Here is a 26348-nt window from a genome sequence, read left to right on the forward strand (position 1 = left end):
GGCTTCTGTTCCTGCGTGGGCGCCGAAAACGATCGGAGATGCGCGATGGCGATAATAATCAACGGTTCCGACTATGCCGTGCCCGCGGACCCGCGGGTTTCCCTGCTCGACTTGCTGCGCGACCGCCTTGGCCTCACCGGAACGAAGCTGGGGTGCAACCAGGGCGCTTGCGGCGCTTGCACGGTGCTGGTCGACGATCAGCGCATATTGTCCTGCCTCACCCTGGCGGTGCAGGTCGATGGCCGGGAGGTCCGCACGATCGAGGGGCTGGGGCAGGAGGATGGCGGGCTCCATCCCTTGCAGGAAGCCTTCATCCGGCATGATGGATTGCAGTGCGGCTATTGCACGCCGGGCCAGATCTGTTCGGCCCTGGCCATGCTTGAGGAAGCCGGACGCGGAGACCCCAGTCATGTGACGGCCGATCTTTCGGCGGCTCCCCTCCTGACGCGCGAAGAAATCCGGGAGCGCATGAGCGGCAATCTCTGCCGTTGCGGCGCGCATAACGGGATCGTCGAGGCGATCGAAGACTATATGGCGGGAGCGGACGCATGAACCCCTTTTCCTATGGGCGCGCGGGGGATGTCGTGGACGCGATGCGCCAGGGCGCGAACGGCGCGGGGCGTTTTCTGGGCGGCGGCACCAATCTGGTCGACCTGATGCGGCAGAATGTGGAGAAACCGAGCGCCTTGGTCGATCTGACCGGCTTGCCAGCCGCCATTGAAGAGGCGCAGGATGGCGGGCTGCTGATCGGGGCGTCGGTACGCAACGGCACGCTGGCCGCGCATCCGGCGGTACGGACGCGCTACCCCCTTCTATCGCGCGCGCTGCTGTCGGGCGCATCGAGCCAGATCCGCAACATGGCGACGGTCGGCGGCAATATCCTGCAACGCACGCGCTGCGCCTATTTCTACGATCCGGAGGGCGCCCGCTGCAACAAGCGCCAGCCCGGCAGCGGATGCGATGCGATAGAGGGCTTCACCCGTTATCACGCGATCCTGGGCGGCTCCGACCAATGCGTGGCGACCCATCCGTCGGACATGTGCGTGGCGCTGGCGGCGATTGGCGCGGATGTGCAGGTCATGGGCACCAGCGGTGAAAGAACGATCCCCATCGTGGATTTTCACCGCTTGCCCGGCGATCGCCCCGATCTGGAAACCGTGATGGAACCGGGCGACCTCATCACCGCCATCCGCCTGCCGCCCTTGCCGGCCGCGATCCATTCGACCTATCGCAAAGTGCGGGACCGTTCGAGTTACGCTTTTGCGCTGATATCGGTTGCCGCCATTCTCGACGTGAAGGATGGCGTCATCGATGGCATTGGTGTGGCATTTGGCGGCGTAGCGCCCAAGCCATGGCGCGCTCTCAGGGCCGAAGCGATCTTGCGCGGGCGCGCTCCATCCGAAGCGGCATTTCGCGAGGCGGCCGACGCCGAACTCGTCGAGGCCCGGACATTGGCGGGCAATGGCTTCAAGCCCGACCTTCTCCGCCGCACATTGACCGCCGTCCTTGGCGAATTGGCGGAGAAGCGGGCATGAGCAAGCTGCAAAATGCCATCGTCGGCGGCGTCCGCGCGGTGCTGGGCCAGGTTCCCGCCGGCTGGCTGCCAGGCGGCAGGCCCGATCCGCTGATCGAGAAGCGCGTGACGCTGGGGACGCAACAGCCGCGCCTGGACGGTCCCGAAAAAGTGCGTGGCGCGGCGCGCTTTGCCGCGGAGATTCCGCTGGACGGCTTGCTGTTCGCAGCCTTCGTTCATTCCACGATCGCCAAGGGCACGATCGGGCGGCTGGACATGGCCGCCGCCGAGGCCGCGCCCGGCGTCCGGCTCGTGATGACGCACCATAATGCGCCGAAAATGGCGGTGCCGCCGGCAATCGGCATTTCCAACCTGAAAGCGGCTGGCAACAATATCCTGCCCGTCATGCAGGACGCCACTATCCACTGGAACGGGCAAGTCGTCGCGGTCGTGCTGGCCGACACGCAGGAAGAGGCGGATCACGCAGCCAGCCTGATCGCGGTCACCTATCAGCGCGCCTCCGCCCGCACGCGATTCGAGGACGGCAAGGCCGGGGCGCGGACCCCGCCTTCCATCCTGATCGAAAAAAATCCCGTCACCATCGGGGACGCCGAAGCGGCACTGGCCGGGGCAGCCCATCAGGTCGATGCGGTCTATCGCACGCCCTGGCAGAATCACAATCCGATCGAGCCGAATGCAGCCACGGTCCAGTGGAACGGCGACCGGCTTCTGGTCCATGACGCGACGCAGATGATCCACGCGACGGCCGGGTCCCTGGCCAAGATTTTCGGCCTCAAGGAAGATCAGGTGCGGGTGCTGTCTCCCTTCGTGGGCGGCGGCTTTGGCAGTAAGGGATTATGGGATCACCAGATATTGGCGATAGCGGCGGCGCGGCTCGCCGGGCGTCCGGTCAGGATCGTGCTGTCGCGCAAGTCCATCCACCGCCTCATCGGCGGACGCTCAGCGACGGAACAACGCTTCGCGCTGGGCGCCGATGGCGATGGCCGGCTGAAGGCGCTCATCCATACCGGCTATTCCGTAAAACCCCTGCACAGCGTCTGCGACGAGCAGTTCAGCATGACCGGCCGCACGCTCTACGCCGCCGAGACCTTCAAGATCGAGCAGCGCCATATCGACCTGGACCTGCTCGCCAACAGCTTCATGCGCGCGCCGGGAGAAGCCGTGGGCACCTTCGCGCTGGAAAGTGCGATGGACGAATTGGCCCACGCCATCGGCCTCGATCCCATCGAACTGCGTCGCCGCAATGTCGCGCATCGCGCGCCCATATCCGGCGCTCCTCATTCCCAGAGCGACCTGATGCAGGCCTATGCCATGGGCGCCGAACGCTTCGGATGGGACCGGCGATCGGCCGAACCGGCGATGAAACGCGACGGCGAATGGCTGATCGGCATGGGCTGCGCCAGCGGCACCTTTCCCTATGCGCGCATGCCCGGCATGGCGGCACGGATCACGATCGACGAGAGCGGCCATGCCACGGTCGCCAGCGCCGCCCATGAAATGGGAATGGGCACGACGACCGTGCAGCGCCAGCATGCCGCCGACCGGCTGGGCCTGCCGCTGGAAAACGTCACCGTGGAGATCGGCGATTCCAGCCTGCCTTTCGGCAGCATGGCGGGCGGTTCGTCCCAGACGGCATCGCTCGGCGCGGCCATTACCGCCGCGAGCGCGAAGCTGATCCCGGAACTGATCCGGTTGGCCGGCAACGATACCCCGCTTGCCGGTCTCCGTGCAGGCGAGGTCGAAACGGCCCATGGCGGCCTCCGGAAAATCGGAGACCCCTCGCGTCACGAAAGCTACGCCTCGATCCTGAAGCGCGCGGGACGCAAAAGCGTGAGCGCCACCGGCCAGAGCGGACCACCGCTGGAAATGTTGAAATTCGCGATGCACAGCACCTCCGCGATTTTCTGCGAGGTCAAGGTCAGCCAGGTGACGGGCGAGGTACGGGTGTCGCGGATCGTCGGCGCCTTCGATTGCGGCCGCATCCTCAACCCGCAGACGGCCGCCAGCCAGTTTCGCGGCGGGATCATCATGGGCCTGGGTCTTGCATTGACCGAGGAAACGCTGCTCGACGAACGCACTGGGCGGATCATGAGCGGTTCGCTTGCCGACTATCATGTCCCGGTTCATCTCGACGTGCCGGAGATCGACGTGCTGTGGACCGACATCCCCGATCCACGCGCGCCGATGGGCGCGCGCGGAATCGGAGAAATCGGTGTGGCGGGCGTTGCCGCGGCTGTCGCCAATGCCGTCTTCAATGCTACCGGCAAGCGCGTGCGCGACCTGCCAATCACGCTCGACAAGCTTCTGCCCTAAGAGTCTGTTTGGAAATGCGCCTTTGGACGCATAGCCGCACCGGCCCTCTGAAAGATCGAGCCTTCCCGCCCTATCTGCGTTAATATGGTCCCTGCTCGTCCATTCTGGACTCGATCCGGCACGATATGCCGGAAAGGTGCCGTCATGTGGGGCCGGAGCGGAAAAACGGAACCCCGAAGAAAGGGGGGAAGCGCGTTTGTCGCCTTGGCCCCTTTTTGTGTCTGGCGAGCGCCGCTGGTTGGCCTGCTCCTTTTCTCCCTTCCATGCCTGGCGGGCCCCTTCGAGGACGCCGCCGCCGCCTACAGGCGCGGCGACTATGCCAATGCCATGCGCCTGTTTCAGTCGCTGGCCGATAATGGCGATCCGCGCGCGCAGAACAGCCTTGGCCGCATGTATCTTCGCGGTCAGGGCGCGGGGCAGGATTATAAGGAAGCGATGAAATGGTTTCGCCGCGCCGCGGCGCTGGGGGTGGCGGACGCCCAGTTCAATCTGGGCGAAATCTATCTGCGCGAATTCGGCGTCGAGCAGGATCTGGTGGAGGCCGCGCGATGGTACACCAGGGCCGCCGAACAAGGGCATATCGGCGCGCAATTCACGCTGGCGGTCCTCTACATGATCGGCCGGGGCGTCACCAGGAATCAGCTAAAGGCCGTCTATTGGTTCGAACGCGCCGCATCCCAGGGCAATGCCGACGCGCAAGTGCAACTCGGCATTATCTACGGCGGCGGCCAGGGAGTGCCTCGTGATCCGGTAGCGGCGTATAAATGGTTCGCGCTGGGCCAGGCCAACGCCCGCACGCCATCGCTCCGCGCCAAGGCAAACCAGAATGTGGACCGTCTGTCGCGCAGTATGACGCCCGCGCAAATTGCGGAGGCGCAGCGTCAGGTCCGCGAATGGCAGCCCGTTCCTGCAAGGGGCGGTCAGTCATGAACGAACCTGCCCCCCTTCCCGCCGCCGCGCCAACGGCAACCGGTTCCGGGAACTGGTTGAAAGGTGGCGTGAAATATTGGTTCGCCCTGATGGTCGGGGTCGTCAGCCTGCTGCTGACCGTGGGCGTATGGCAATGGCTCGTCATTGAACAGGGCCGGTCCACGGAAACCGAATTCACCCTGGAGGCCGAGCAGCGCGCTGAAGGCATCAAGCGGCAATTCTTCTCGGAAACCAGCGTGATCAGGGCTCTGCTGGGCTATTATCAGGCGTCGGAAGATGTCGGCCCGGACGAGTTCAAGGCCTTTGCCAGCGTCTATCTGACCGGGCTGTCCAGCCTCGATTCCGTCCAATGGGTACCCTATGTGCCCAGCGGCGAGCGCAAGGCGTGGGAGGATAAGGGCGCAGGCGCGAATGGCGGGACTTTCCGGTTCACCCAGCTCAATGCCCATGGGGCAACCGTCGGAGCGGAGCGGCGCGACGCCTATTTCCCGATATTCTACGCGGAATCCGCACTGGGCGGCGCACCTGAGATGCTGGGCTTCGACTGGGGATCTGACCCGTTCGCGCACGCGGCGATGCTGGCCGCCCGCGACAGCGGCGAGATCGCCGCCGCCGCCCATATCCGCATGCCGCAAATGGGCGACGATACGCCCCGCATCGCCGTCTTCGCGCCGGTCTATGACGGCGGGGAGCAGATCGCCGTCGATCAGCGGCGCGCGCATCTCACCGGCTTTGTGGTCGCCGTGCTGCGCATCGGTGACGTGATCCAGGGCGCGATCGATCTGATGCCCAGGAAGGGCGTAGACCTCTATCTGCTCGATTCCTCCGCCCCGGCGGCGCAGCGGGTGCTGCTGTCGATCATGGCGCCCGGAAGCAAGACGAAGCGGCGGCCCGGCGCCGGTCCAGCCATGGATTCGGACCTGTTCCATTCCAGCTCCCTGGTCATCGGCAACAGCGTTTTCACCATCTATACCGCGGCGACCGGCGCCTATGGCGACAAGCGGGCGGCAACCACGCCCACCATCGCGCTGGCCGGCGGCCTGGCCGTCACCCTGATCCTCTTCATCTATCTCATTTCGCTCGCCAACCAGCGGGCGCGCACCGAACAGGTGGTGGCGCAGCGCACGGCGGAGCTGCGCGGCGTCAACATGCGGCTGGAAGAACGGACGATCCAGCTGGAGGAATCCGAAACCGAATTGCGCGCGGCCAAGAACCGGGCGGAGGACGCGACCCGCGCCAAGAGCCAGTTCCTCGCCAATATGAGCCATGAGATCCGCACCCCCATGAACGGCGTCATCGGCGCGTCGGAACTGCTGAGCGATACCAGGCTGTCCGCATCACAGCGCGAATATCTGACCATGATCACGCAATCGGCGGACGCGCTGCTCCATCTCATCAACGACATTCTCGACTTTTCGAAGATCGAGGCGGGGCGGCTGGAACTGGAACATGTGGCCTTCAGCCTGCGCGACGAGCTGGCCGACACCTTGCAGGCCTTTGCCGGGCGCGCCACCGAAAAGGGGATCGAACTCGCCTGCCATGTCGCGCTCGGCGTGCCCGACGCGCTGGAGGGCGACCCGCACCGGCTGCGACAAGTGGTGATCAACCTCGTCGGCAACGCGCTGCGCTTCACCGAACGGGGGGAGGTGGTGATGGATGTGGCGGTCGAATGGATGGAGGGGCAGCAGGCCCGGCTGCACTTCGCGGTCAGCGACACCGGCCCCGGCATAGCGGCGGACAAGCAGAAACTAATCTTCGAAGCCTTTTCCCAGGCCGACACCTCCTTCACCCGCCGCTTCGGCGGCACGGGCCTTGGCCTCACCATCGCCTCGCAACTGGTGCAGTTGATGGGCGGACGGCTGGAACTGGATAGCACCATCGGCCGGGGCAGCGTCTTTCACTTCACCATCCCCTTCGCGCTGGCGCAGGGCGAACCGGCCAGCCAGCCAGCCGAACCGCCCTCGCTGCACGGCCTGCCGGTGCTGATCGTCGACGACAATGCCACCAACCGCCGCATATTGGACGAGATGATCCGCGGCTGGGGCATGAAGCCGCTGGTGGTCGAGAGCGGTCCGAAGGCGCTGACCGCGCTGCGCAACGCGGCCGGGATAGGCCGTCCCTTGCGGCTGGTGCTGCTCGACATGATGATGCCGGGCATGGACGGTTTTGCCGTCGCAAAGGAAATTGCGCGAGGCAGCGAGGCCGACCGTCCGGCGGTGATCATGCTCTCTTCCGCGCAGAAGGACGAGATGGCCCGCCGCACCTGGGCGACCGGCATTGCCGCCTTCCTGCTGAAGCCCATACGCCAGTCCGAACTGCTGGAGGCCATATTCGCCGTGCTGAAGGTGACGGTGAGCGAGGAAACGGTTCTGCCCGAGCCGGCGCCTCACGACCGCCCGTCGCTGCATGTGCTGGTCGCGGAGGACAATGCCGTCAACCAGCGCCTCGCGCTCCGCCTGCTGGAAAAGCGCGGGCACTGGGTGAAAATCGTCGGGGACGGTGCGCAGGCGGTCGAGGCGCTGGCGCAGGATCGTTTCGACGTGGTGCTGATGGACGTGCAGATGCCGGTGATGGACGGGTTCCAGGCCACGGCCGCCATTCGCGAACGGGAACGCGGCACCGGGGATCATGTCCCCATCGTGGCCATGACGGCGCATGCGATGCGCGGCGACCGCGAACGCTGCCTGAATGCGGGGATGGACGACTATATCTCCAAGCCGCTGCGGGCGGAGGATTTCTACGAGGTTGTGGAGGGGCGGTTCGCCAGCGCGGCGAAGCCCCATAGCGAGGAAGGGTCCGGGCCATGAGCACGCTTCTTGATTGGACCAAGGCGCTTAAGAATGCCGACGGCGACGAGGAGTTGCTGATCGAACTGGCAGGCGTCTTCATCGACGAATGCCCGGAGATGATGCGGCAGGTTCGCGCCGCGATCGACGGACGGAACGCGCAGGAGCTTCAGCGCACCGCGCACAGCCTGAAAGGATCGGCGCATATCTTCGCGGCATCCGAGGCGGGGGCCGCGGCTTTCCGCCTGGAAGAAATGGGCGCGGACAGCAATTTCCGGGACGTGGAGGACGGCTGGAACCTGTTGCGCTTCGAAATCGAAGGGCTGCTCGCAGAACTGGCCGCGCGGCTCGGCGGACGCAATTCGGATCAAGCCAGGAACACGCAAGATTCATGAGGTCTCAAGACTTGAGGTGAAACGCCATGACGCACAAACGCATCACCGTCCTGCTGGTCGAGGATAATCCGGTCTATTCGCGGCTGATCGAGAAGCTGCTCGGCCGATCCGACAATCCGGTGTTCGAAACCGTGCTGGCCGGCACGCTGGGACAGGCGCTGGAACGGCTGGAGGTCGGCGGGATCGATGTGGTGCTGCTCGACCTGATGCTGCCGGACAGCACGGCGCTCGACACCTTCTATCGCGTCCGGGCGCATGACCTGCGCATCCCCGTCATCGTCCAGAGCGCGATGGACGATGTGGGGCTAGCCAGCAAGGCCGTGGAAGGCGGGGCGGAGGATTATCTGCTCAAGGACGGCATCAACAGCGCGACGCTGATCCGATCGATCCACTATGCGATGGAACGGACCCATGCGCGCGGGGCGGAATGGTCGTCCGCCATGCTCCACCTCGCCCAGCAACAATTTCTGAAGGCCGCCCATATCGCCGGGCTGGACCCCAATATCCGGCAACGCCTGCTGTTTCCCGAACGGACGCAGATCGCCGCCCTGCCCTTCAAGCGCGACGGCATCGATCAGGTCGAAACCGTCTTCGCCTATCGGGTACAGCATGTGTTGAACATGGGGCCGACCAAGGGCGGCCTGCGCTATCATCCCGACGTCAGCCTGGGCGAAGTCGCTGCCCTCTCCATGTGGATGACCTGGAAATGCGCCCTCGCGAAACTGCCCTTCGGCGGGGCCAAGGGCGGGGTCAGGGTCGATCCCGCCGCGCTCAGCAAGGACGAGCTGGAACGGCTCACCCGCCGCTACACGTCGGAATTCATCGGCATGATCGGCCCCGACAAGGACATTCCCGCGCCCGACATGGGCACCGACGCGCAGGTCATGGCCTGGATCATGGACACTTATAGCGAGCATGTCGGCTATTCCGTCCCTTCGGTCGTGACGGGCAAGCCGGTGGTGCTGGGCGGATCGCTGGGCCGTCACGAAGCGACAGGGCGCGGTCTCGCCTATCTGGTGAGCGAAACCTGCCGCCAGATCGGCCTCGACCTCAACGGCGCGACCGCGGTGGTGCAGGGGTTCGGCAATGTCGGGATGCATGCCGCCACCTTCCTGGCCGAAGCCGGAGCGAAGATCATCGGCATCAGCGACGTCAGCGTGGCGCTGCACAACCCCAAGGGGCTGCCGATCGATCTGCTGAAAAACCATGTCCGCCAGCACCGGCAGCTTTTCGGCTGCCCCTATGGCGAGATCATTCCCAGCCGCGACCTGCTGGAACTGCATTGCGACATATTGGCGCCTTGCGCCTTGCAGAACCAGATCACCGCCGAAAATTCCTCGCGGATCAACTGCCGGATCGTGGCGGAGGGCGCCAATGGCCCCACGACGCTGGAGGCCGACGACATGCTGCAAGCGCGCGGCATCATCGTGCTGCCCGACATATTGGCCAATGCCGGCGGCGTCATCGTATCCTATTTCGAATGGGTGCAGGGGCTTCAGAACCTGACCTGGCCGCTGGAGGAGATCAACATGCGCATGCGCGACATATTGACCGACGCCCTGGCCCGCACGCAGCGCCGCGCCCAGGCGGAGAAGGTCGACCTGCGCACCGCCGCCATGATCGAGGCCTTGAGCCGTGTCGGCGCGGCCAATCATTTGCGCGGCCTGTTCCCTTGAGAGGCATAGCGGGTTTGGGATTGTCACCGTCGGCAGCGCCCTTTAGCCTGTGCCAGTGACAAAGATCGAGCGTATAGGGCTGCCGCTGGCGAGGCGCATCGCCTTTTCAGCCCAAGGCTTTGGCGCCAAGCGAAGCGAAACTCCGCGGCCCATCCATCTCCAGCGAATCCTGGACAGGCTGCACCTGCATCAGATCGACAGCGTCAATATTCTGGCGCGGGCGCATTATCTGCCGGCATTTTCGCGATTGGGCGCCTATGACCGTGCCGATCTCGACACTCTGGCCTGGGGTGCGGGCCGGCGGCGGAAGCTGTTCGAATATTGGGCGCATGAAGCATCTCTGCTGCCCTTCGCCATGCACCCCTTCCTGCGCTGGCGCATGGCGCAGGCCGATCGCGGCGAAGCTGGGTGGGGCCGGATGCGCCTCTACGCGACCGAGCGGCGGGCGGAGGCGATGGCGCTGCTCGACCGGATCAGAGTGGACGGCCCTTTGGCGACATCGGACTTCGAAGCGCATAAGGGGCAGTCGGGCTGGTGGGAATGGAGCGACACCAAGCGGGCGCTCGAATGGCTTTTCTGGGCAGGACACATCACGACAGCCACCCGCCGCCGCAATTTCGAGCGGGTCTATGACCTGACCGAGCGGGTCATTCCGGAGAGCATCCTCGCCCTGCCGACCCCGACGGAGGCCGAGGCGCACCGTGCCCTGATCGAACGCGCAGCAGCGGCGCATGGAATCGCGACCGGGCGCGAACTGCGCGACTATTTCCGCCAATCGCCCGAGGAAGCCCGCCCCGCCATCCATGCGCTTGCCGAAGAAGGCATTTTGATACCGGTGGACGTGCCCGGTTGGAGACATGCCTGGTTGCACCGCGACGCCCGCCGACCACGGCGGATCGAGGCGCAGGCCTTGCTCGCGCCGTTCGACCCGCTGATCTGGGAGCGCGACCGGGCCGAGCGGCTTTTCGGCTTCCGCTACCGGATAGAAATCTACGTTCCGGCGGAGAAGCGGCTGCATGGATATTATGTGCTGCCCTTCCTGCTGGGCGACCAATTGGTCGCGCGGGTGGACCTCAAGGCGGATCGCCATGCGTCCAGGCTGATCGTGCAATCGGTCCACCTCGAACCCGATGCCCCCGATCATAGCCGCGACGCCTTATGGTCCGAACTGGCCAAGATGGCGAATTGGCTGAACCTGGAAGCGGTCCATCCACTCGCGCCATGACTTTCGCTTGCAGGCGGGCGCCCGGACCGCCGCTCGTCGCAAATCGGTTGCCTTGTTCCGGCCGCCGCGCAAATAGCTGGTGCAAGAAAAAAGGGGACGCATGGTCATGAAGCTTGGTTCTTTCATTTGCGCGGTGATGATGGGTGCGTCGTTATTGCCGGGTGCGGCGCTGGCCGACGATCCGCATGATCCCACGATGCGCAGCGCCGCGGCGCGGGCACGCGACAGCGCGATCATCAAGCGAATGAACCAGCAGCAGCTCGCCTATGTGCGCGAGCGCGACGCCAGGAACAGGCAAAGCTATCGCGTGCGGCAAAGCGACCGCGACGCCTATGCCGAAGCCCGCGCCGATTATGCCCGCGAGATGGCGGCCTGGCGCCGCGCAGTGGCCGCCTGCAATGCGGGCCGCTGGGAATATTGCGACAACTGAGCCGGCCGGCGCCACCGGCGGGCTTCAAAGCAGCCGCGCTCAACGCTCTATCAAATTATCTTGAGTGACCCGCCTTCGTCAGCCGTTATGGAGGGGCCGAAATCTGGATAGGGATCGGCCATGGAATATCGCATATTGGGACGCACCGGGATCAAAGTCAGCCTGATCTGCCTGGGCACGATGACCTGGGGTTCGCAGAATAGCGAGGCGGAGGCGCATGCGCAGCTCGACCATGCCTTTGGCGAGGGCGTCAATTTCATCGACACCGCCGAAGCCTATCCGGTGACGCCAGTGGCCCGCGAAACGCAGTTCCTGACCGAAACCTATATCGGCAACTGGATCGCAAGCCGCGGCCGCCGCGATGACATCGTGCTCGCCACAAAGGTCGCCGGTCCCACGCGCGATCCGGTGCGGGAGTTTCGCGGCGGCAACAACCGGCTCGACCGCCGCAATATCGAGCAGGCGGTGGAGGACAGCCTGCGCCGGCTGCGCACCGACTATATCGATCTGTATCAGGTGCATTGGCCCGACCGGCCAGTGCCTGCCTTCGGGGTGCGCGGGCTGACCCGGCTGGCCGACACGGCCGAAACGGTTCCGATCGAGGAAACGCTGGGCACGCTGGCCGATCTGGTGCGGGCGGGGAAGATCCGCCATTTCGGCGTCTCCAATGAAACGCCGTGGGGGGTGTCGGAATATCTTCGCCTGTCGCGGGAAAAGGCGCTGCCGCGCGTCGCGTCGATCCAGAACGCCTATAATCTGCTCAACCGCACCTTCGAATATGGCTTGTCGGAATTTGCGCTGCGCGAACAGGTGTCGCTGCTTGCCTATTCCCCTCTGGCGGGCGGCAATCTCACCGGCAAATATCTGGGCGGGCAAATCCCCAGGGGATCGCGCCGCGACGTCAGCCGCCAGTTCGTGCGCTACGACCTGCCCGGCCAGGCGACGGCGTCGGCCCGCTATGTCGCCATCGCGCAGGCCCATGGGCTGGACCCCGCGCAACTGGCGCTGGCCTTCGTCAACAGCCGGCCCTTCGTCACCTCCACGATCATCGGCGCGACATCGCTGGATCAGCTCAAGATCGACATCGGCAGCATCCGCGTCCAACTGGAAGAGGATGCGCTGGCCGCGATCGAAGCGATCCATCGCGACCTGCCCGACCCTTGCCCCTGAGTCCCATCAAGCAGGCCATTATTTGAGCGGCGTGACGATCGTGAAGCCCCGCTCAACAGTTTGGCAGAAGCCATAGATCGCCGCGCAATACGCGTTGGTCACGAACGATCCTCCGTTCCTAAGCCCCTCCCAAGGATTTTTCGGGAAGGGGCAATATGCACATCAATCATCTGCTGTTCTGCAATGTCGCGCTGTTCGCGATCGCCGCCGTCACTCCGGCTCTGGCCGAAGAGGCACCGGCCGCCGAGGATAATGCGGCGAGCGGGGAGATCATCGTCACCGCCGAACGGCGCGCCACCGATCTTCAAAAGACCGCCATCGCCATTTCCGCCTTCACGCCGGACCGGCTGGAGGAACGCAACATCAGCAACGTCCGCGATCTGGCCGGACAGGTGCCCAATCTGTTCGTCTCGCGCGCCTCGATCAGCCACACGACCCAGACCTTCTCGCTGCGCGGCGTGGGGGAGAGCGATCCGATCCAGGAGCCGGTGCTGGCCGTCTATGTCGACGACGTCTATGTGCCCCGCCAGATCGGATCGATGAGCGAATTTGTCGATCTGGAGCGGGTCGAGCTGCTGCGCGGACCGCAGGGCACGCTGTACGGCCGCAACAGCAGCGCCGGCGCGCTGCGCATCATCACTCGCGATCCCGACGACACCACCCATGTCACCGCCGAACTGGGCTATGGCAGCTTCAACGATGTGCAGGCGCGGGCGCTGGTCAGCGGACCGATCGTCAGCGACGCGCTGTCGGGCAGCATCAGCTATATCCACCGCTCGCGCGATGGCGTGACCTATGACCCGACGCTGGGCCATGACGTGAACCGCATCGATCTGGACGGCTGGCGCGGCAAGCTGCGCTTCACCGGGATCGAGGGGCTGGATGCGCTGCTGACCGTCAACGTCACCCGCGACCGCAGCGACAGCCGCTCCTATGTGCCGGTCAACCAGCCCGGCCCGTTCAGCCGCCGCCGTTCCTATTCGGAGGTCGAACCGCTCCAGCATCTCAACGCGCAAAGCGGTTCGCTGCGGCTGGTCTACACCCTCTCCCCCGCCCTTTCGATCAAATCGATCACGGCGGTCGGGGGCTTCAACCTCAATCCCGTCTATTATGATAATGACGGCGAGGCGGCGCTCATTCAAAAGAACCTCATCCATTATAACGACAAGTTCGTGAGCCAGGAGGTGCAACTGAACGGCGAGTTCGGTGATGTGAGCTTCACCAGCGGCCTCTTCTACCTCCACGAACGCTTTTTCGTCGAACGCGACGGCTTCAGCCGCACCGGCGCCGTGGCCACTGCCCCCGTCAGCAGGCTGCGGGCGCACAATATCACCTATACCGACGCCTATGCCGTCTTCGGCGAAGGCACCTGGAAGGCGACCGACATATTCAGCCTGACCGCGGGCGTGCGCGGCACGATCGAGAAGAAGCGCTTCGTCTTCGACAATAAGGTGATCGACAATAACCGCAATGTAGTATCCCAGTCGATCGCCGGCGAGGCGGACAAGACATGGCATGCGATCACCCCCAAATTGTCGTTGCAGGCGCAATGGACGCCCAATCTGCTGCAATATCTGACCTGGTCGCGCGGGTTCAAATCGGGTGGCTTCGACAATCGCGCAACCCGGCTCGACCTCGCCACCCTGCCTTATGATCCCGAGAAGGTGACGACTTATGAAGGCGGCCTGAAAGCGACGCTGTTCGGCAGCGCGCTGCGCAGCAATCTTGCCGTCTTCTACAATGACTATAAGGATCTTCAGGTCTCCTTCTACGATCCCGCCTATGTCGGCTCGCGGCGCGGCAATGCCGGCAAGGCTCATAGCTGGGGCGTCGAGCTGGAAAACGAGCTGCGCCTGTCGGATCGCTTCAGCGTCCAGGCGTCGGGCGGCTATCTGAAGGCGATCTACGACGACTATAAGGGCGCGGGCGGCGCGGGCGTGAATGCGGACGGCAACCCGCTTATCAACGCGCCCAAATATTCGCTGTCGGGCGGCGCGACCTATGACCTGCCCTTGGGCGATAGCGGCAGCCGTCTGCGCCTGTCGGCCAATGCCCAATATCAGAGCGGTTTCTACGCAAACGCGCTCGCCCGTCCGCAGGACCATGTGCCGGGCCAGACCTTCGTCAACGGCTCGGTCAACTGGGTTCTGCCCGACGAACGATTCCAGGTCGGCGTACAGGCCAGGAATATATTGGGCGCCGACAAGCCGGTCGGTTCTACCTACACCCCTTCAACGGGCGTCTATTATAAAAATTTTCCCGATCCGGCGACCATATTGTTCAACGTTCGCTTCACCTATTGATGGCCCTGTGCGCCCTCCGGATGATCGGGATCATAGCGGGCAGACAAGCCTGAGGGCGGTTTCGCGTTCCAGCCGCCAATGGCTCCAGCGGCTGACGCGAATGGCAGAAAGCTCGATCATCACGAGGACAATGCTTGGCTGTCGAGGCCTTGGCAGGATACGGAAATGCTGGACCTCCAGGACTTCTGTGCCCTAGAGGAAAATTGGTGGAGCCGAGGGGGATCGAACCCCTGACCTCGTCATTGCGAACGACGCGCTCTCCCAGCTGAGCTACGGCCCCTAAAAGGAGCGCTGCCTATAAGCGAGCGATTGCACCCATGCAACGGTCTTTTTGCGCAAAAAAAGACAATGCCTCCGACCGATCTTCTCGGTCACACGGCGCTCTCGATCTACCGGGGCAAAGGCGGGACATTACTCCTGCGTAACGCCCGGAACGATGCGGCTGCATGCTCATTGGTGCGGTGACGGCGATCGTTATTGGACGCCGTGAAAAAGCAGATAAGGAGACGGACAATGGGTTACCAAGGCGGAGGTCGCTATGGTGACGGCGATCGCAACTGGACGGACCGGGATCGCGATGCCGACCGTTACCGCGCGCAACGCGACTGGCGGGACGATCGCGGCTATCGCTATGGCACGCGCGGCCAGTTCGGCGGTCCGGGGTCAAGGCGCCTGCCCGACGATTATGATCCTGACGAACGCGGCTTTTTCGACCGCGCCGGCGATGAAATCCGCAGCTGGTTCGGAGACGAAGAGGCGGAGCGCCGCCGTGAATATGACGATTATTACAACCGTCCCTATGGCGACCCGCGCGATCAGAGCAGCCGCATCGGCTATGCCTCGGCCTCCAATTCCAGCCGTTACCTGCCCAATCGGGGCTATGCGCCCTATACCGGCGAACGCAGCGGCTACGGCAGCGAGGATCATGGTTATCGCGTGCGCGGTTTCGGCGTGAACCACGACTATGGCGAACATCATGACGCCAATTATTATGCCTGGCGCCAGCAGCGGATCAACGAGCTGGACCGCGATTATGCCGAATATCGGAACGAGAATCGCGACCGTTTCAACAATGAATTCGGCAATTGGCGCGCCCGGCGCGGCGAGCAACGCCAGGCTGTCCAGCAGGTCCGCGAACATATGGAAGTCGTCGGCAGCGATGGCGAGCATGTCGGCACCGTGGACAAGCTGCGCGGTGACCGCATCATCCTGACCAAGAACGATCAGGCATCGGGCGGCGTCCATCATTCGATCCCCTCCTCCTGGATTCGATCGGTCGATGCGCAGAAGGTCACGCTGGAGAAAACCGCCGACCAGGCCCAGACGGCCTGGCGCGCCGAGCGCGAACAGCAGGCTCTGTTCGGGTCGCGCGAGGAGGATGATAATCGCCATGACAGCGACAGCAGCGTTTCGACCTATGAAAAGGGCCGCTATCGGTAATCCCGCAGGATCGAGACAGCTCTGACGATCTTCAGGAGCGCGCGACCTGCATGGATCAGGCGGCGCGCTCCGGAGTTTCCCGAAATCGGCGGAAACAGCCGATAACGGCAAAAAAAACAACGAAAGGTCCGGCCCTCAGCCGGGCCTTTTTTATTCCGCCGCTGCCAGTACGCGCTGCGCCTGGATGAGATGGGGCCGGTCGATCATCTTGCCGTCCAGTTTCAGCACCCCGGCGCCGGGATTGGCCTGAAACGCCTCGACCACGGCCCTGGCCCGCGCGATTTCAGCCTCGCTGGGGGTGAAGCCCTCATTGATGGCGGCCACCTGCACCGGATGAATCGCCATCATGCCGGTAAAGCCGTCGCGCCGCGCCCGCCCGATATAGGCCTTGAGATCATCCATCGCCTCGATCCGGGGGAAGACCGTGTCGATCGCCGGGACGCCGGCGGCATGGGCGGCGAACAGCGTCAGGCTGCGCGCCATTTCGAAGGGCGCGGTATAACGGCCATCCTCCTCACGGGAGGTCGAAGCGCCGACCGATGCGGGCAGATCCTCCGCCCCCCAGGTCAGGCCCGCCAGCTTTTCGCGGACCTGGCGGAACGTCCCCAGCTCGAAAATGGCGGCGGGCGTCTCCGTCGCGATCGGCAGGATCGGCGGGACATTCGCGCCATCGGCCAAAGCGATCAGCGCCTGAACGCCAGCCGCCCCTTCCGCCTTGGGCAGCATGATCCCGTCGGGCGCCGCGGGCAGCACGGCGGCAAGATCGGCGCGGGTGTGATCGCCATCCAACGGATTCACCCGGACGAAGGCCACGCCATCGCGGGGCGACGCCAGCCATTCCGCAATCGCCTCCCGTCCATAGGCCTTGCGTTCCGGCGCAACCGAATCTTCAAGGTCGAGGATGATCGCATCGGCGCCGCTGGCCGCAGCCTTGGCAAAGCGCTCGGGGCGGTCGGCGGGAACGAAAAGCAGCGAACGGAGCTTCATGCAGGCCTCTTCTTCAACAGTGCCATGCGCAGGCATTGGCAGACGATTTCGTCCCGCTGGTTAGTGAGTCGATGCGTGAATGTCACGATCCCCGCTTCGGGTCGCGAACGGCTTTCCTTGAGGTCGGTCACCTCACTCTCCGCCCGCATCGTGTCACCGATGAAGACCGGCTTGGGCATGACCAGCTTGTCATAGCCGAGGTTGGCGACCAGCGTGCCCAAAGTCGTATCCCCCACCGACAACCCCACCATCAGCGCGAAGGTGAAGGTGCCGTTGACCAGAATCTGACCGAATTCGGACGCCTTGGCCGCTTCGGCATCCAGATGCAGCGGCTGGGGATTATGGGTCATGGTCGAAAAGAGCAGATTGTCGGTTTCGGTCACCGTGCGGCGGATTTCATGGGCAATCCGGTCACCGATCCGCCAGTCGTCATAATAGCGGCCCGCCATCAATCCTCTCCCCGCTCGACCAGCGCCAGCAACGTGCCTTCGCTGACCTGGCCGCCTTCGGCCGCGTCCAGTTCCGCCACCACCCCGTCAAAGGGCGCGACCAGACTATGCTCCATCTTCATCGCCTCCAGCGTGACCAGTTTCTGACCCTTGGCGACATTGTCTCCCTTGGCAACGGAAACCGCGATGATCCGTCCCGGCATGGGGGAAAGGATCGCGCCGTCGGACGCGGCGCCCCCAACCGTGCCCAGAGTCCGGGCGGGCACGAAACGCCATGTTTTGCCCTGCAAGGTGACAAATATTGCATCGCCATCATCTTGGATTAGAGGATAGAGACGCTGATCGTAACCGATCCGGCTATCCCATCGTCCACTATACTGGGCTATCTGATCGGAAAATCGGACCTCGCCTTGTGGGCTTGCGTTAAGACGCAGCCCTCTGGGACCGGACGCCTTTGGATAGAGTCGTTCCGCAAAATATTCAGCCACCTGGTCGAGCATCCATTGTGGCGGCTCGACCTCGTAAGCCGTGTCATCCATATGCCTTTCAATGAAGCCGGTATCGATCTTGCCGCGCGCAAAATCAGGCATGACGACCAGTGTCCCAAGGAAGGACGCATTGGTCTTCACTGGCCATATCCGGCTGTCCCAGCACATTTTGCTAAGGCCGATAAGAGCCTCCTGCCGTGTTTCCGCATGGCAGATCAACTTGGCGATCATCGGATCGTACCACGGGGAAATTTCATCACCTTGAGATACGCCCGTTTCGATTCTCAGGCGCACGTCATAATCGGTCGATAGTTCTGCAGTTCCACGTTCGTCCCGCCATTGCGTTTGTCTTATGGCATGCGGGATCGTGAAGCTCTCCAGCTTTCCCGTGCTCGGCAGGAAGCCTTTGGCGGGGTCTTCGGCATAGAGGCGCGCTTCCATCGCCCAGCCGTTGATCGACAGCTCTTCCTGCTTTTTCGGCAGCGGCTCGCCGCTCGCGACGCGGAGCTGCCATTCGACCAGATCGACGCCGGTAATCTCCTCCGTCACCGGATGCTCGACCTGGAGGCGGGTATTCATCTCCATGAACCAGATGCGGTCGGCGCGCAGGCCTTCGCTGGCGTCGGCAATGAACTCGATCGTGCCTGCACCGACATAATCCACCGCCTGCGCCGCGCGCACCGCCGCGCCGCAAATGGCTTCGCGGGTCGCTGCGTCCATGCCTGGGGCGGGAGCTTCCTCGATCACCTTCTGGTGGCGGCGCTGGAGCGAGCAGTCGCGCTCGAACAGATGGACGACCTGTCCATGGCTGTCCCCGAACACCTGCACCTCGATATGGCGCGGCGAGAGGATATATTTCTCGATCAGCACCTGATCATTGCCGAAGGACGAGGCTGCCTCCCGCTGACAGGAGAGCAGTGCGTCGGCAAAGGCCTCCGGCGCGTCGACGCGCCGCATCCCCTTGCCGCCGCCGCCCGCGACCGCCTTGATCAGCACGGGATAGCCGATGGCGTCGGCTTCGGCCTTCAGGCGTTCGGCGCCCTGATCCTCGCCCAGATAGCCGGGCGTGACCGGCACGCCTGCGTCGGCCATCAGCTTCTTGGCGGCGTCCTTCAGGCCCATGGCGGTGATGCTGGCGGGATTGGGACCGACCCAGATGAGACCGGCGTCGATCACCGCTTGGGCGAAGGCCGCATTTTCGGACAGGAAGCCATAGCCCGGATGGATGGCTTGCGCGCCCGTAGCCTTGGCGGCGGCGATGATGCGGTCACCGATCAGATAGGATTCCCGCGCCGGGGATGGACCGATATGCACCGCTTCATCGGCTTCCCGGACATGGAGCGCTTTCGCATCCGCATCGGAATAGACCGCGACGGTGCGGACACCGAGACGCCGAGCGGTGCGGATGATGCGGCAGGCAATCTCGCCGCGATTGGCTATAAGCAGCGATTTAAGCACCGGCCTCTCCCAACTGTCCGTCATGGTTTCTCCCCCTCACATCCGGAACACCCCGAAGCGGGGCGCCTCCTCGACGGGAGCGTTGAGCGTCGCGGCAAAGGCCAGACCCAGCACATCGCGAGTCTGGGCCGGGTCGATCACCCCATCGTCCCACAGCCGCGCAGTCGCATGATAGGGATTGCCCTCATCCTCATATTTCCGGCGGATCGGCGCCTTGAAGGCTTCGGCCTCCTCCGGCGACCATTTCGCCGCGTCGCGGTGGACGGTCGCCAGCACGCTCGCCGCCTGCTCGCCACCCATCACGGAAATACGGCTGTTGGGCCAGGTGAAGAGGAAGCGCGGCCCATAAGCGCGACCGCACATGCCGTAATTGCCCGCGCCAAAGCTGCCGCCGATCAACACGGTGATCTTGGGCACGCTGGCTGTCGCCACCGCCGTCACCAGCTTGGCGCCATGTTTGGCGATCCCCTCCGCCTCATATTTGCCGCCGACCATGAAGCCGGAGATATTCTGGAGGAACAGCAGCGGAATGCGCCGCTGGCAGGCCAGTTCGATGAAATGCGCGCCCTTCTGCGCGCTCTCGCTGAACAGCACGCCATTATTGGCGAGGATCGCCACCGGCATCCCCCAGATATGCGCGAAGCCGCAAACGAGCGTGGTGCCGTAAAGCGCCTTGAACTCGTGAAATTCGCTGCCGTCGACGATCCGCGCAATCACCTCGCGAACATCATAGGGCGCGCGGACATCCTGCGGAATAATGCCGTAAAGCTCTTCCGGATCATATTTCGGCGCCTTGGGTTCGCGCAGGTTCAGGTCGATATCCGGCGCTGGCTGGAGCGTGGAAACGATGTCCCGCACGATGGTCAGCGCATGTTCGTCATTCTCCGCGACATGATCGACCACGCCGGAGCGGCGGCCGTGGACCTCCGCGCCGCCAAGGTCTTCGGCGGAGATGACTTCGCCCGTCGCCGCCTGCACCAGCGGCGGGCCAGCAAGGAAGATCGTGCCCTGATTGCGCACGATCACCGTCTCGTCCGACATGGCGGGCACATAGGCGCCGCCCGCCGTGCAGCTTCCCATGACGCAGGCGATCTGCGGGATGCCGCGCGCCGACATCTGCGCCTGATTGTAGAAGATGCGGCCGAAATGCTCGCGGTCGGGAAAGACCTCCGCCTGGTTGGGCAGGTTCGCGCCGCCGCTGTCGACCAGATAGACGCAAGGGAGCCGGTTCTCCAAAGCGATTTCCTGCGCGCGCAGATGCTTCTTCACGGTCAGCGGATAATAGGTGCCGCCCTTCACCGTCGCATCGTTGCAGACGATCATCACCTGCCGCCCCGACACTCGCCCAATCCCCGCGATCATGCCAGCGCCGGGCACTTCGCCATGATACATGTCGTTGGCGGTAAGCTGTCCCACCTCCAGAAACGGACTGCCCGGATCGAGCAGCCGCTCCACCCGGTCGCGGGGGAGCAGCTTGCCGCGCGCCACATGCTTGGCCCGCGCCGCTTCGCTGCCGCCGAGCGCGGCCGTCGCGACCTTGGCGTGCAGTTCGTCGCGCAGCGCGCGGTTATGGTCGGCATTGGCGCGAAACGCCTCCGCCTCCGCGCTCAGCTTCGTGTCCAGTGTCGGCGCGCTCATGCCCTTGCCTTCCCCCCACCCACGGTGCCACAGGACGGATCGTCAGCGCGCCCGAGGTCATACATGCCCACCATATTGCTCCTCACTATATCCAATCTGTTCATGACCACCGCCTGGTACTGGCACCTGAAAGGCGGGATGAATAAACCCCTGTTTGTCGTCATCATGATCAGCTGGGGCATCGCTTTCGTCGAATATTGCTTCGCCGTGCCCGCCAACCGCATCGGCTTTGCCAGCGGCTGGAGCGCGGGCCAGCTCAAGATCGCGCAGGAGGCCATCGCGCTGCTGATCTTCGGCGGCTTCATGGTGACGGTGCTGGGCGAACCGCTGCACTGGCGCCACCTGGCCGCTTTCCTCTGCATCATGGCAGCGGTGGGTTTCCTGTTCGTGGGGCGGTCATAAGAGCGCGGCGTGCTCCTGCGAAGGCAGGAGCCTAGTCCCGCCGTCTGAACTGGGTTCCTGCCTTCGCAGGAACACGTAACGGGCTTGGGCGATGATAGGATCACATTCACACGCCGATCAGTTCGCGGCCGATCAACATGCGGCGGATTTCATTCGTTCCCGCGCCGATGTCGAGCAGCTTGGCGTCGCGCATATAGCGCTCGACGGGCCAGTCCTTGGTATAGCCCGCCCCGCCCAGCGCCTGCACCGCCTCCAGCGAAACCTTCATTGCATTTTCGCTCGCCAGCAGGATCGCGCCCGCAGCGTCGAAGCGGGTGGTCTTGCCCCGGTCGCAAGCTCGCGCCACCGCATAGACATAGGCCCGCGCCGAATTGAGCGCGACATACATGTCCGCGACCTTGGCCTGCATAAGCTGGAAGGCGCCGATCGGCTGGCCGAACTGCTTGCGTTCCCGCACATAGGGCAGCACCACGTCGAGACAGGCCTGCATGATGCCAAGCTGGATGCCCGACAGCACCGCCCGCTCATAGTCGAGGCCCGACATCAGCACGCCGACGCCGCCATTGAGCGGCCCCATCACATTTTCTTCCGGCACCTCGCAATCGTCGAAGACCAGTTCGGCGGTGGGGGAACCGCGCATGCCGATCTTGTCGATCTTCTGGCCGATGGAGAAACCCGCGAAATCCTTCTCGATCAGGAAGGCGGTGATGCCTCGGCTGCCTTCCCCGGTCTTGGCATAGACGACCAGCGTGTCGGCATAGGTGGCGTTGGTGATCCAGAATTTCGTGCCGTTAAGGACATAGCGGTCGCCGCGCTTTTCGGCGCGCAGCTTCATCGAGACGACGTCGGACCCCGCACCCGCTTCCGACATGGCGAGCGATCCGACATGCTCGCCGGAAATCAGCTTGGGCAGATAGCGCGCCTTCTGCTCCGGCGTGGCCCAACGGCAGATCTGATTGACGCAAAGATTGGAATGCGCGCCATAGCTGAGACCTATGGAGGCGGACGCCCGCGCCACCTCTTCCTGCGCAACCACATGTTCGAGATAGCCGAGGCCAAGGCCGCCGTCAGCTTCATCCACGGTGATGCCATGCAGACCCAAAGCGCCCATTTCCGGCCACAGATCGCGCGGGAACCAATCCTTGGCGTCGATCTCCGCCGCCAGCGGAGCGATGCGGTCAGCGGCGAAGCGCGCGGTCGTTTCGCGGATCATCTCCGCATTTTCGCCCAGAGCGAAATCGAAATCGGTCATGGCAGGCTCTCCTTGGCGCGCATCCTATCGTTCAACGAGCTTCAAGAAAAATTGAAACGGCGCGGCAGAGTGTATAGTTTCTGTCTATGATCGAACGCTATCTCCTGCGCTATTTCCTGGCTGTCGTCGACCAGGGCAATTTCTCCCGCGCCGCCGCGCATTGCCTGGTATCGCAACCCACGCTGTCGGTCGGCATCGCCAAGCTGGAACAAGCCGTGGGCGCGCCGCTTTTCCTGCGCAGCAACCAGCGCGTCGAACTGACCGAGGCCGGGGCACGGTTGCTGACCCATGCCCGGCGGATCGAGCGTGAGTTCAACCTGGCCGAACTGGCAGGAGAGCAAGCGGAGCAGGCGCCCGTGCTGCGCATCGGCGTGCTGCTGAGCATATCGGGAGATGCGGTGGCCCGCGCGATCGCAAGCTGCGCGCCCGCCGAACGGGGCCGGATCGAGTTCATCCCCGGCAGTGAGCGCGAATTGCTGGGGCGATTGGATGCGGAGCGGATCGACGTGGCGCTCACCCTGATCCGGCCGGGCGTGGACCGCTTCGTCCCGCAGACGATCATAGAGGAAGGCTATGGCATCGCCATGTCCGACAATCACCGGCTGGCGGGGCGAGAGATGGCTGCGGCAGAGGAACTGGCAGCGGAAACCATGATCGTCCGCCGCCATTGCGAAGCGCTTTCGGCCACCAGCCGCTATTTCGTCGATCGCGGCGTCCGCCCCCATTTCGCCTTCCGCTCGACCAATGACGAGCGGGTGATGCAGATGGTCGCCTCGGGACTGGGCATTACGGTCATGCCCGACAGCTATCGCTGGCCCGGCATGGCGCGAGTGGCGCTCAAGGATTTCAGCGAGCGGCGGCGGGTGGGGTTTCTCTATGGCCCGCGGGCGGCGGCGCTTCAGGGAACGCCGGTGCTGAAGGCGTTGGAGACAGCGTTAAAGGCGTAAGACGGGAAATGGCCAAAAGTGGATGTTGATCAGCGAAAACTGGGATGACGGAAATGAGATCCGCTCTCCCCCAATATAGCCCCTCAAGGCAGCAGGAGCGAGGAATCCCCGTAGCTGTAGAAGCGGTAACCCCGCGCAATCGCGTGGTCATAGGCCGCCCGCATCCGCTCCCGCCCCATCAGGGCGCTCACCAGCATGAACAATGTCGATTTGGGCAGATGGAAATTGGTCATCAGCCCATCGACCGCCCGGAAGCGATAGCCCGGCGTGATAAAAATCCGCGTCTCGTCGGCAAAGGGACGGATGACGCCATCCGCTCCCGCCGCACTTTCCAGCAGGCGCAAGCTGGTGGTGCCGACCGCGATCAGTCGTCCACCCGCCTGCCGCACCGCATTCAACCGATCCGCCGTCGCCTGATCGATCCGTCCCCATTCGGCATGCATGCGGTGATCGTCGGTATCATCCGCCTTGACCGGCAGGAAGGTTCCAGCACCGACATGCAGTGTCAGCGTTTCCGTCCCCACGCCCGCCGCTTCCAGCGCTGCCATCAGCTCCGGCGTGAAATGCAGCGCCGCCGTGGGCGCGGCCACTGCGCCGTCTTCCCGCGCGAACATGGTCTGATAGTCGCTGCGGTCCCGTTCGTCGGTCGGGCGCTTGCTGGCGATATAGGGCGGCAGAGGCATCCGTCCCGCCCGTTCCAGCAGCACTTCCACCGGCTCCTCGCCCTCGAAGCTCAGCGTGACGCCGCCATCCTGGTCACGCGGTCCGGATATGGCCGTGACTCCCGCCCCGAAATCGATCCGGTCGCCGTCGCGCACCCGCTTGGCATTGCGCAGAAAGGCCTGCCACTGGCGCAGGCCAAGGCGCTTGTGAAGCGTCGCGCCAATCCTCGCCTCGCCCCGCACACCCTCCAATTGGGCCGGGATGACCTTGGTATCGTTGAACACCAGCACATCGCCCGCCCGCAGCAGACCCGGCAGGTCGCGCACGATCCGGTCCTCGAAAGGCGCGTTGCCGGATACCAGCAACAGCCGCGCCGAATCGCGAGGAGAAGCGGGCCGGAGCGCGATGCTTTCGGGCGGCAGGTCGAAATCGAACAGGTCTACGCGCATGGCTTTTGCCCCCGCAAACGGGGCGCCTTACTTCTTCTTCGACGCAACCGGCTTCTTCGCGGGCGCCTTCGCAGGCGGCGCGATGATCGAGGGCGCCTGCGCAGGCGGCGTCGGCAGCGCCGTCACTGGCGGCTTGCCGTCGCTTTCGATCGACGCCTGGAGGATAAGGGTCGGATCGGCGGGCGGCTCACCCTGATGGATCGCGTCGACATATTGCATGCCCTCGATCACGCGGCCGAAGACCGTATATTTCTTGTCGAGCTGCATGCGCGGCAGGGAAACGATGAAAAACTGGCTGTTCGCGCTGTCATCGCTCTGGGCACGGGCCATGGAGACAGTACCGCGCAGGTGCGGCATCGGGTTGAATTCCGCCTTCAGGTCGGGAAGCGTCGAACCGCCCGTGCCGTCACCCTTGGGATCGCCGCCCTGCGCCATGAAGCCGGGGATGACGCGGTGGAATTTGAGGCCGTTGTAGAAGCCCTGACGCGTCAGCTCCTTGATCCGCTCGACATGAGTGGGCGCGATGTCGGGGCGTAGCTGGATGCGTACGCGGCCGCCGCTCGACAGATCGAGGTCCCAGACATTCTGCGGGTCCACCGGCACCGTCGCAGGCGGCAGCTTGGAGGCCGGATCGAGGCCAAGCTGCTTGGCGGCCTGCTCCGCGCGGACGGCAGCCTCTTCCTTCTTCATTTCCTCGGCATTGCGTCCGCCGCCGCCCTGGGCCAGGGCCGCGCCGCTCGATGCATAGAGAGCGAAACCGATCGCCACGGTCTTGAGCGCCGACGTGAACCGCATGAATGAAGCTTTCCTCATATTTCTAGCCAGATGCCAAGCTGCCTCTGATAGCGTCCTCTTGGCGATTGGCAACTGAACGAAGGCTGAGTGGAGCCTTTATCGAAGCCGTTACTGGCCCTTGAGGCCCAAAGCCGCCACCCGCTCGACCACATCGTCGCGCACGGCGGGGCTGACGAATTTGTGGATCGGCCCGCCGTAAAGCGCGATTTCCTTGACCAGCCGCGAGGCGATCGGCTGGAGCGAGACGTCCGCCATCAGGAAAACCGTCTCGACCCGGCCGTTGATCTGCTGGTTCATCCCCGCCATCTGATATTCATATTCGAAGTCCGCGACGGCGCGCAGACCCCTGATGATGACGCTGGCCCCCTGCGATTCGGCAAAGTCCATCAGCAGCGAGTTGAAGCCGGTGACGACGATTTCCGTGTCGATCCCGGCGCATTCGCGGCGGACCATGTCCAGCCGCTCCTCGTCGGAGAACATGGGCGATTTGGAGATGTTGGTCGTGACGCCGATCACCAGCTTGTCGACCAGCTTCGCGCCGCGCCGAATGATGTCCATATGACCCAAGGTGATCGGGTCGAATGTGCCGGGATAAACCCCCACCCTCTGCTTGCTCAT

The 26348-nt window shown here is 64.1% G+C and carries 22 protein-coding genes and 1 tRNA gene; 14 read left to right on the forward strand and 9 right to left on the reverse strand.

Annotated features, from left to right (window positions below):
• Positions 1–45 precede the first annotated feature (45 nt).
• The 11 genes from VVT58_RS08745 (at position 46) to VVT58_RS08795 (ending at position 14762) form a co-directional block, all read left to right on the forward strand.
• On the forward strand, positions 46–552 hold the full coding sequence (locus tag VVT58_RS08745) for a 2Fe-2S iron-sulfur cluster-binding protein (RefSeq protein WP_327752760.1): 507 nt from the start codon (positions 46–48) through the stop codon (positions 550–552).
• Positions 549–1535, forward strand: a complete 987-nt coding sequence (locus VVT58_RS08750) for a xanthine dehydrogenase family protein subunit M (RefSeq protein ID WP_327752759.1) — start codon at positions 549–551, stop codon at positions 1533–1535. Before VVT58_RS08745 ends, VVT58_RS08750 begins: the two co-directional genes overlap by 4 nt.
• The gene (locus VVT58_RS08755; protein WP_327752758.1) at positions 1532–3847 is read left to right on the forward strand and encodes a xanthine dehydrogenase family protein molybdopterin-binding subunit; all 2316 of its coding nucleotides are present in this window, start codon (positions 1532–1534) and stop codon (positions 3845–3847) included. The genes VVT58_RS08750 and VVT58_RS08755 overlap by 4 nt, the downstream gene beginning before the upstream one ends.
• Positions 3848–4051: 204 nt before the next feature.
• A complete protein-coding gene (locus VVT58_RS08760) occupies positions 4052–4777 on the forward strand; it encodes a tetratricopeptide repeat protein (RefSeq protein WP_327752757.1) in 726 nt (241 codons plus the stop codon).
• Positions 4774–7584, forward strand: a complete 2811-nt coding sequence (locus VVT58_RS08765; protein ID WP_327752756.1) for a response regulator — start codon at positions 4774–4776, stop codon at positions 7582–7584. Before VVT58_RS08760 ends, VVT58_RS08765 begins: the two co-directional genes overlap by 4 nt.
• Positions 7581–7958 carry an Hpt domain-containing protein gene (locus VVT58_RS08770; RefSeq protein ID WP_066555468.1) on the forward strand — a complete coding sequence of 126 codons (378 nt, stop codon included), beginning with the start codon at positions 7581–7583 and terminating at the stop codon, positions 7956–7958. Before VVT58_RS08765 ends, VVT58_RS08770 begins: the two co-directional genes overlap by 4 nt.
• A 26-nt stretch (positions 7959–7984) precedes the next feature.
• Positions 7985–9634, forward strand: coding sequence for a Glu/Leu/Phe/Val dehydrogenase dimerization domain-containing protein (locus VVT58_RS08775; RefSeq protein WP_327752755.1), 1650 nt, complete (start codon positions 7985–7987; stop codon positions 9632–9634).
• A 55-nt stretch (positions 9635–9689) separates the two neighbouring features.
• Positions 9690–10859, forward strand: coding sequence for a DNA glycosylase AlkZ-like family protein (locus VVT58_RS08780; protein WP_327752754.1), 1170 nt, complete (start codon positions 9690–9692; stop codon positions 10857–10859).
• 106 nt (positions 10860–10965) lie between these two features.
• Positions 10966–11289, forward strand: coding sequence for a hypothetical protein (locus VVT58_RS08785; RefSeq protein ID WP_066555462.1), 324 nt, complete (start codon positions 10966–10968; stop codon positions 11287–11289).
• Positions 11290–11409: 120 nt separating this feature from the next.
• Positions 11410–12459: an NADP(H)-dependent aldo-keto reductase gene (locus tag VVT58_RS08790; RefSeq protein ID WP_327752753.1), complete on the forward strand. Its 1050-nt coding sequence runs from the start codon at positions 11410–11412 to the stop codon at positions 12457–12459.
• 155 nt (positions 12460–12614) lie between these two features.
• Positions 12615–14762 carry a TonB-dependent receptor gene (locus tag VVT58_RS08795; RefSeq protein ID WP_327752752.1) on the forward strand — a complete coding sequence of 716 codons (2148 nt, stop codon included), beginning with the start codon at positions 12615–12617 and terminating at the stop codon, positions 14760–14762.
• A gap of 204 nt (positions 14763–14966) precedes the next feature.
• Here the strand turns inward: VVT58_RS08795 and VVT58_RS08800 are convergent.
• Positions 14967–15042: transfer RNA gene (locus VVT58_RS08800), tRNA-Ala, on the reverse strand.
• A gap of 233 nt (positions 15043–15275) precedes the next feature.
• On the opposite strand from VVT58_RS08800, the gene VVT58_RS08805 reads away from it, so the two are divergent.
• Positions 15276–16202 (forward strand): DUF2171 domain-containing protein, encoded by a 927-nt coding sequence (locus VVT58_RS08805; protein WP_327752751.1) that lies wholly within the window; start codon positions 15276–15278, stop codon positions 16200–16202.
• A gap of 150 nt (positions 16203–16352) precedes the next feature.
• Here the strand turns inward: VVT58_RS08805 and VVT58_RS08810 are convergent, their stop codons facing one another.
• The 4 genes from VVT58_RS08810 to VVT58_RS08825 are packed head-to-tail and all read right to left on the reverse strand — an operon-like array spanning position 16353 to position 21222.
• Complete coding sequence (locus tag VVT58_RS08810) at positions 16353–17189, reverse strand: CoA ester lyase (protein WP_327752750.1); 837 nt, start codon at positions 17187–17189, stop codon at positions 16353–16355.
• A complete protein-coding gene (locus VVT58_RS08815) occupies positions 17186–17638 on the reverse strand; it encodes a MaoC family dehydratase (RefSeq protein ID WP_066555442.1) in 453 nt (150 codons plus the stop codon). Before VVT58_RS08815 ends, VVT58_RS08810 begins: the two co-directional genes overlap by 4 nt.
• Entirely contained in the window at positions 17638–19584 is a 1947-nt protein-coding gene (locus VVT58_RS08820; protein ID WP_327752787.1) for an acetyl/propionyl/methylcrotonyl-CoA carboxylase subunit alpha, read from the reverse strand. The genes VVT58_RS08815 and VVT58_RS08820 overlap by 1 nt, the downstream gene beginning before the upstream one ends.
• Before the next feature lie 36 nt (positions 19585–19620).
• Positions 19621–21222 carry a carboxyl transferase domain-containing protein gene (locus VVT58_RS08825; protein WP_327752749.1) on the reverse strand — a complete coding sequence of 534 codons (1602 nt, stop codon included), beginning with the start codon at positions 21220–21222 and terminating at the stop codon, positions 19621–19623.
• A gap of 63 nt (positions 21223–21285) precedes the next feature.
• On the opposite strand from VVT58_RS08825, the gene VVT58_RS08830 reads away from it, so the two are divergent.
• Complete coding sequence (locus VVT58_RS08830; RefSeq protein WP_327752748.1) at positions 21286–21624, forward strand: DMT family protein; 339 nt, start codon at positions 21286–21288, stop codon at positions 21622–21624.
• 106 nt (positions 21625–21730) lie between these two features.
• On the opposite strand, the gene VVT58_RS08835 is transcribed toward VVT58_RS08830, so the two are convergent.
• Positions 21731–22876 carry an isovaleryl-CoA dehydrogenase gene (locus tag VVT58_RS08835; RefSeq protein WP_327752747.1) on the reverse strand — a complete coding sequence of 382 codons (1146 nt, stop codon included), beginning with the start codon at positions 22874–22876 and terminating at the stop codon, positions 21731–21733.
• 86 nt (positions 22877–22962) lie between these two features.
• Here VVT58_RS08835 and VVT58_RS08840 point away from each other — a divergent pair, with 86 nt between their 5' ends.
• Positions 22963–23823, forward strand: a complete 861-nt coding sequence (locus VVT58_RS08840) for a LysR family transcriptional regulator (RefSeq protein ID WP_327752746.1) — start codon at positions 22963–22965, stop codon at positions 23821–23823.
• An 83-nt stretch (positions 23824–23906) separates the two neighbouring features.
• On the opposite strand, the gene queA is transcribed toward VVT58_RS08840, so the two are convergent.
• From queA to coaD, 3 genes are all read right to left on the reverse strand, one after another.
• Positions 23907–24935, reverse strand: a complete 1029-nt coding sequence (gene queA / locus VVT58_RS08845) for a tRNA preQ1(34) S-adenosylmethionine ribosyltransferase-isomerase QueA (RefSeq protein ID WP_327752745.1) — start codon at positions 24933–24935, stop codon at positions 23907–23909.
• A 27-nt stretch (positions 24936–24962) separates the two neighbouring features.
• Positions 24963–25730: a peptidylprolyl isomerase gene (locus VVT58_RS08850; RefSeq protein ID WP_327752744.1), complete on the reverse strand. Its 768-nt coding sequence runs from the start codon at positions 25728–25730 to the stop codon at positions 24963–24965.
• Positions 25731–25838: 108 nt separating this feature from the next.
• Positions 25839–26348, reverse strand: a complete 510-nt coding sequence (gene coaD, locus VVT58_RS08855; protein ID WP_066555427.1) for a pantetheine-phosphate adenylyltransferase — start codon at positions 26346–26348, stop codon at positions 25839–25841.

Origin of the sequence: Sphingobium sp. SJ10-10, assembly GCF_036038995.2 — a bacterium.
In the GTDB taxonomy this organism is placed as follows: Bacteria; Pseudomonadota; Alphaproteobacteria; order Sphingomonadales; family Sphingomonadaceae; genus Sphingobium.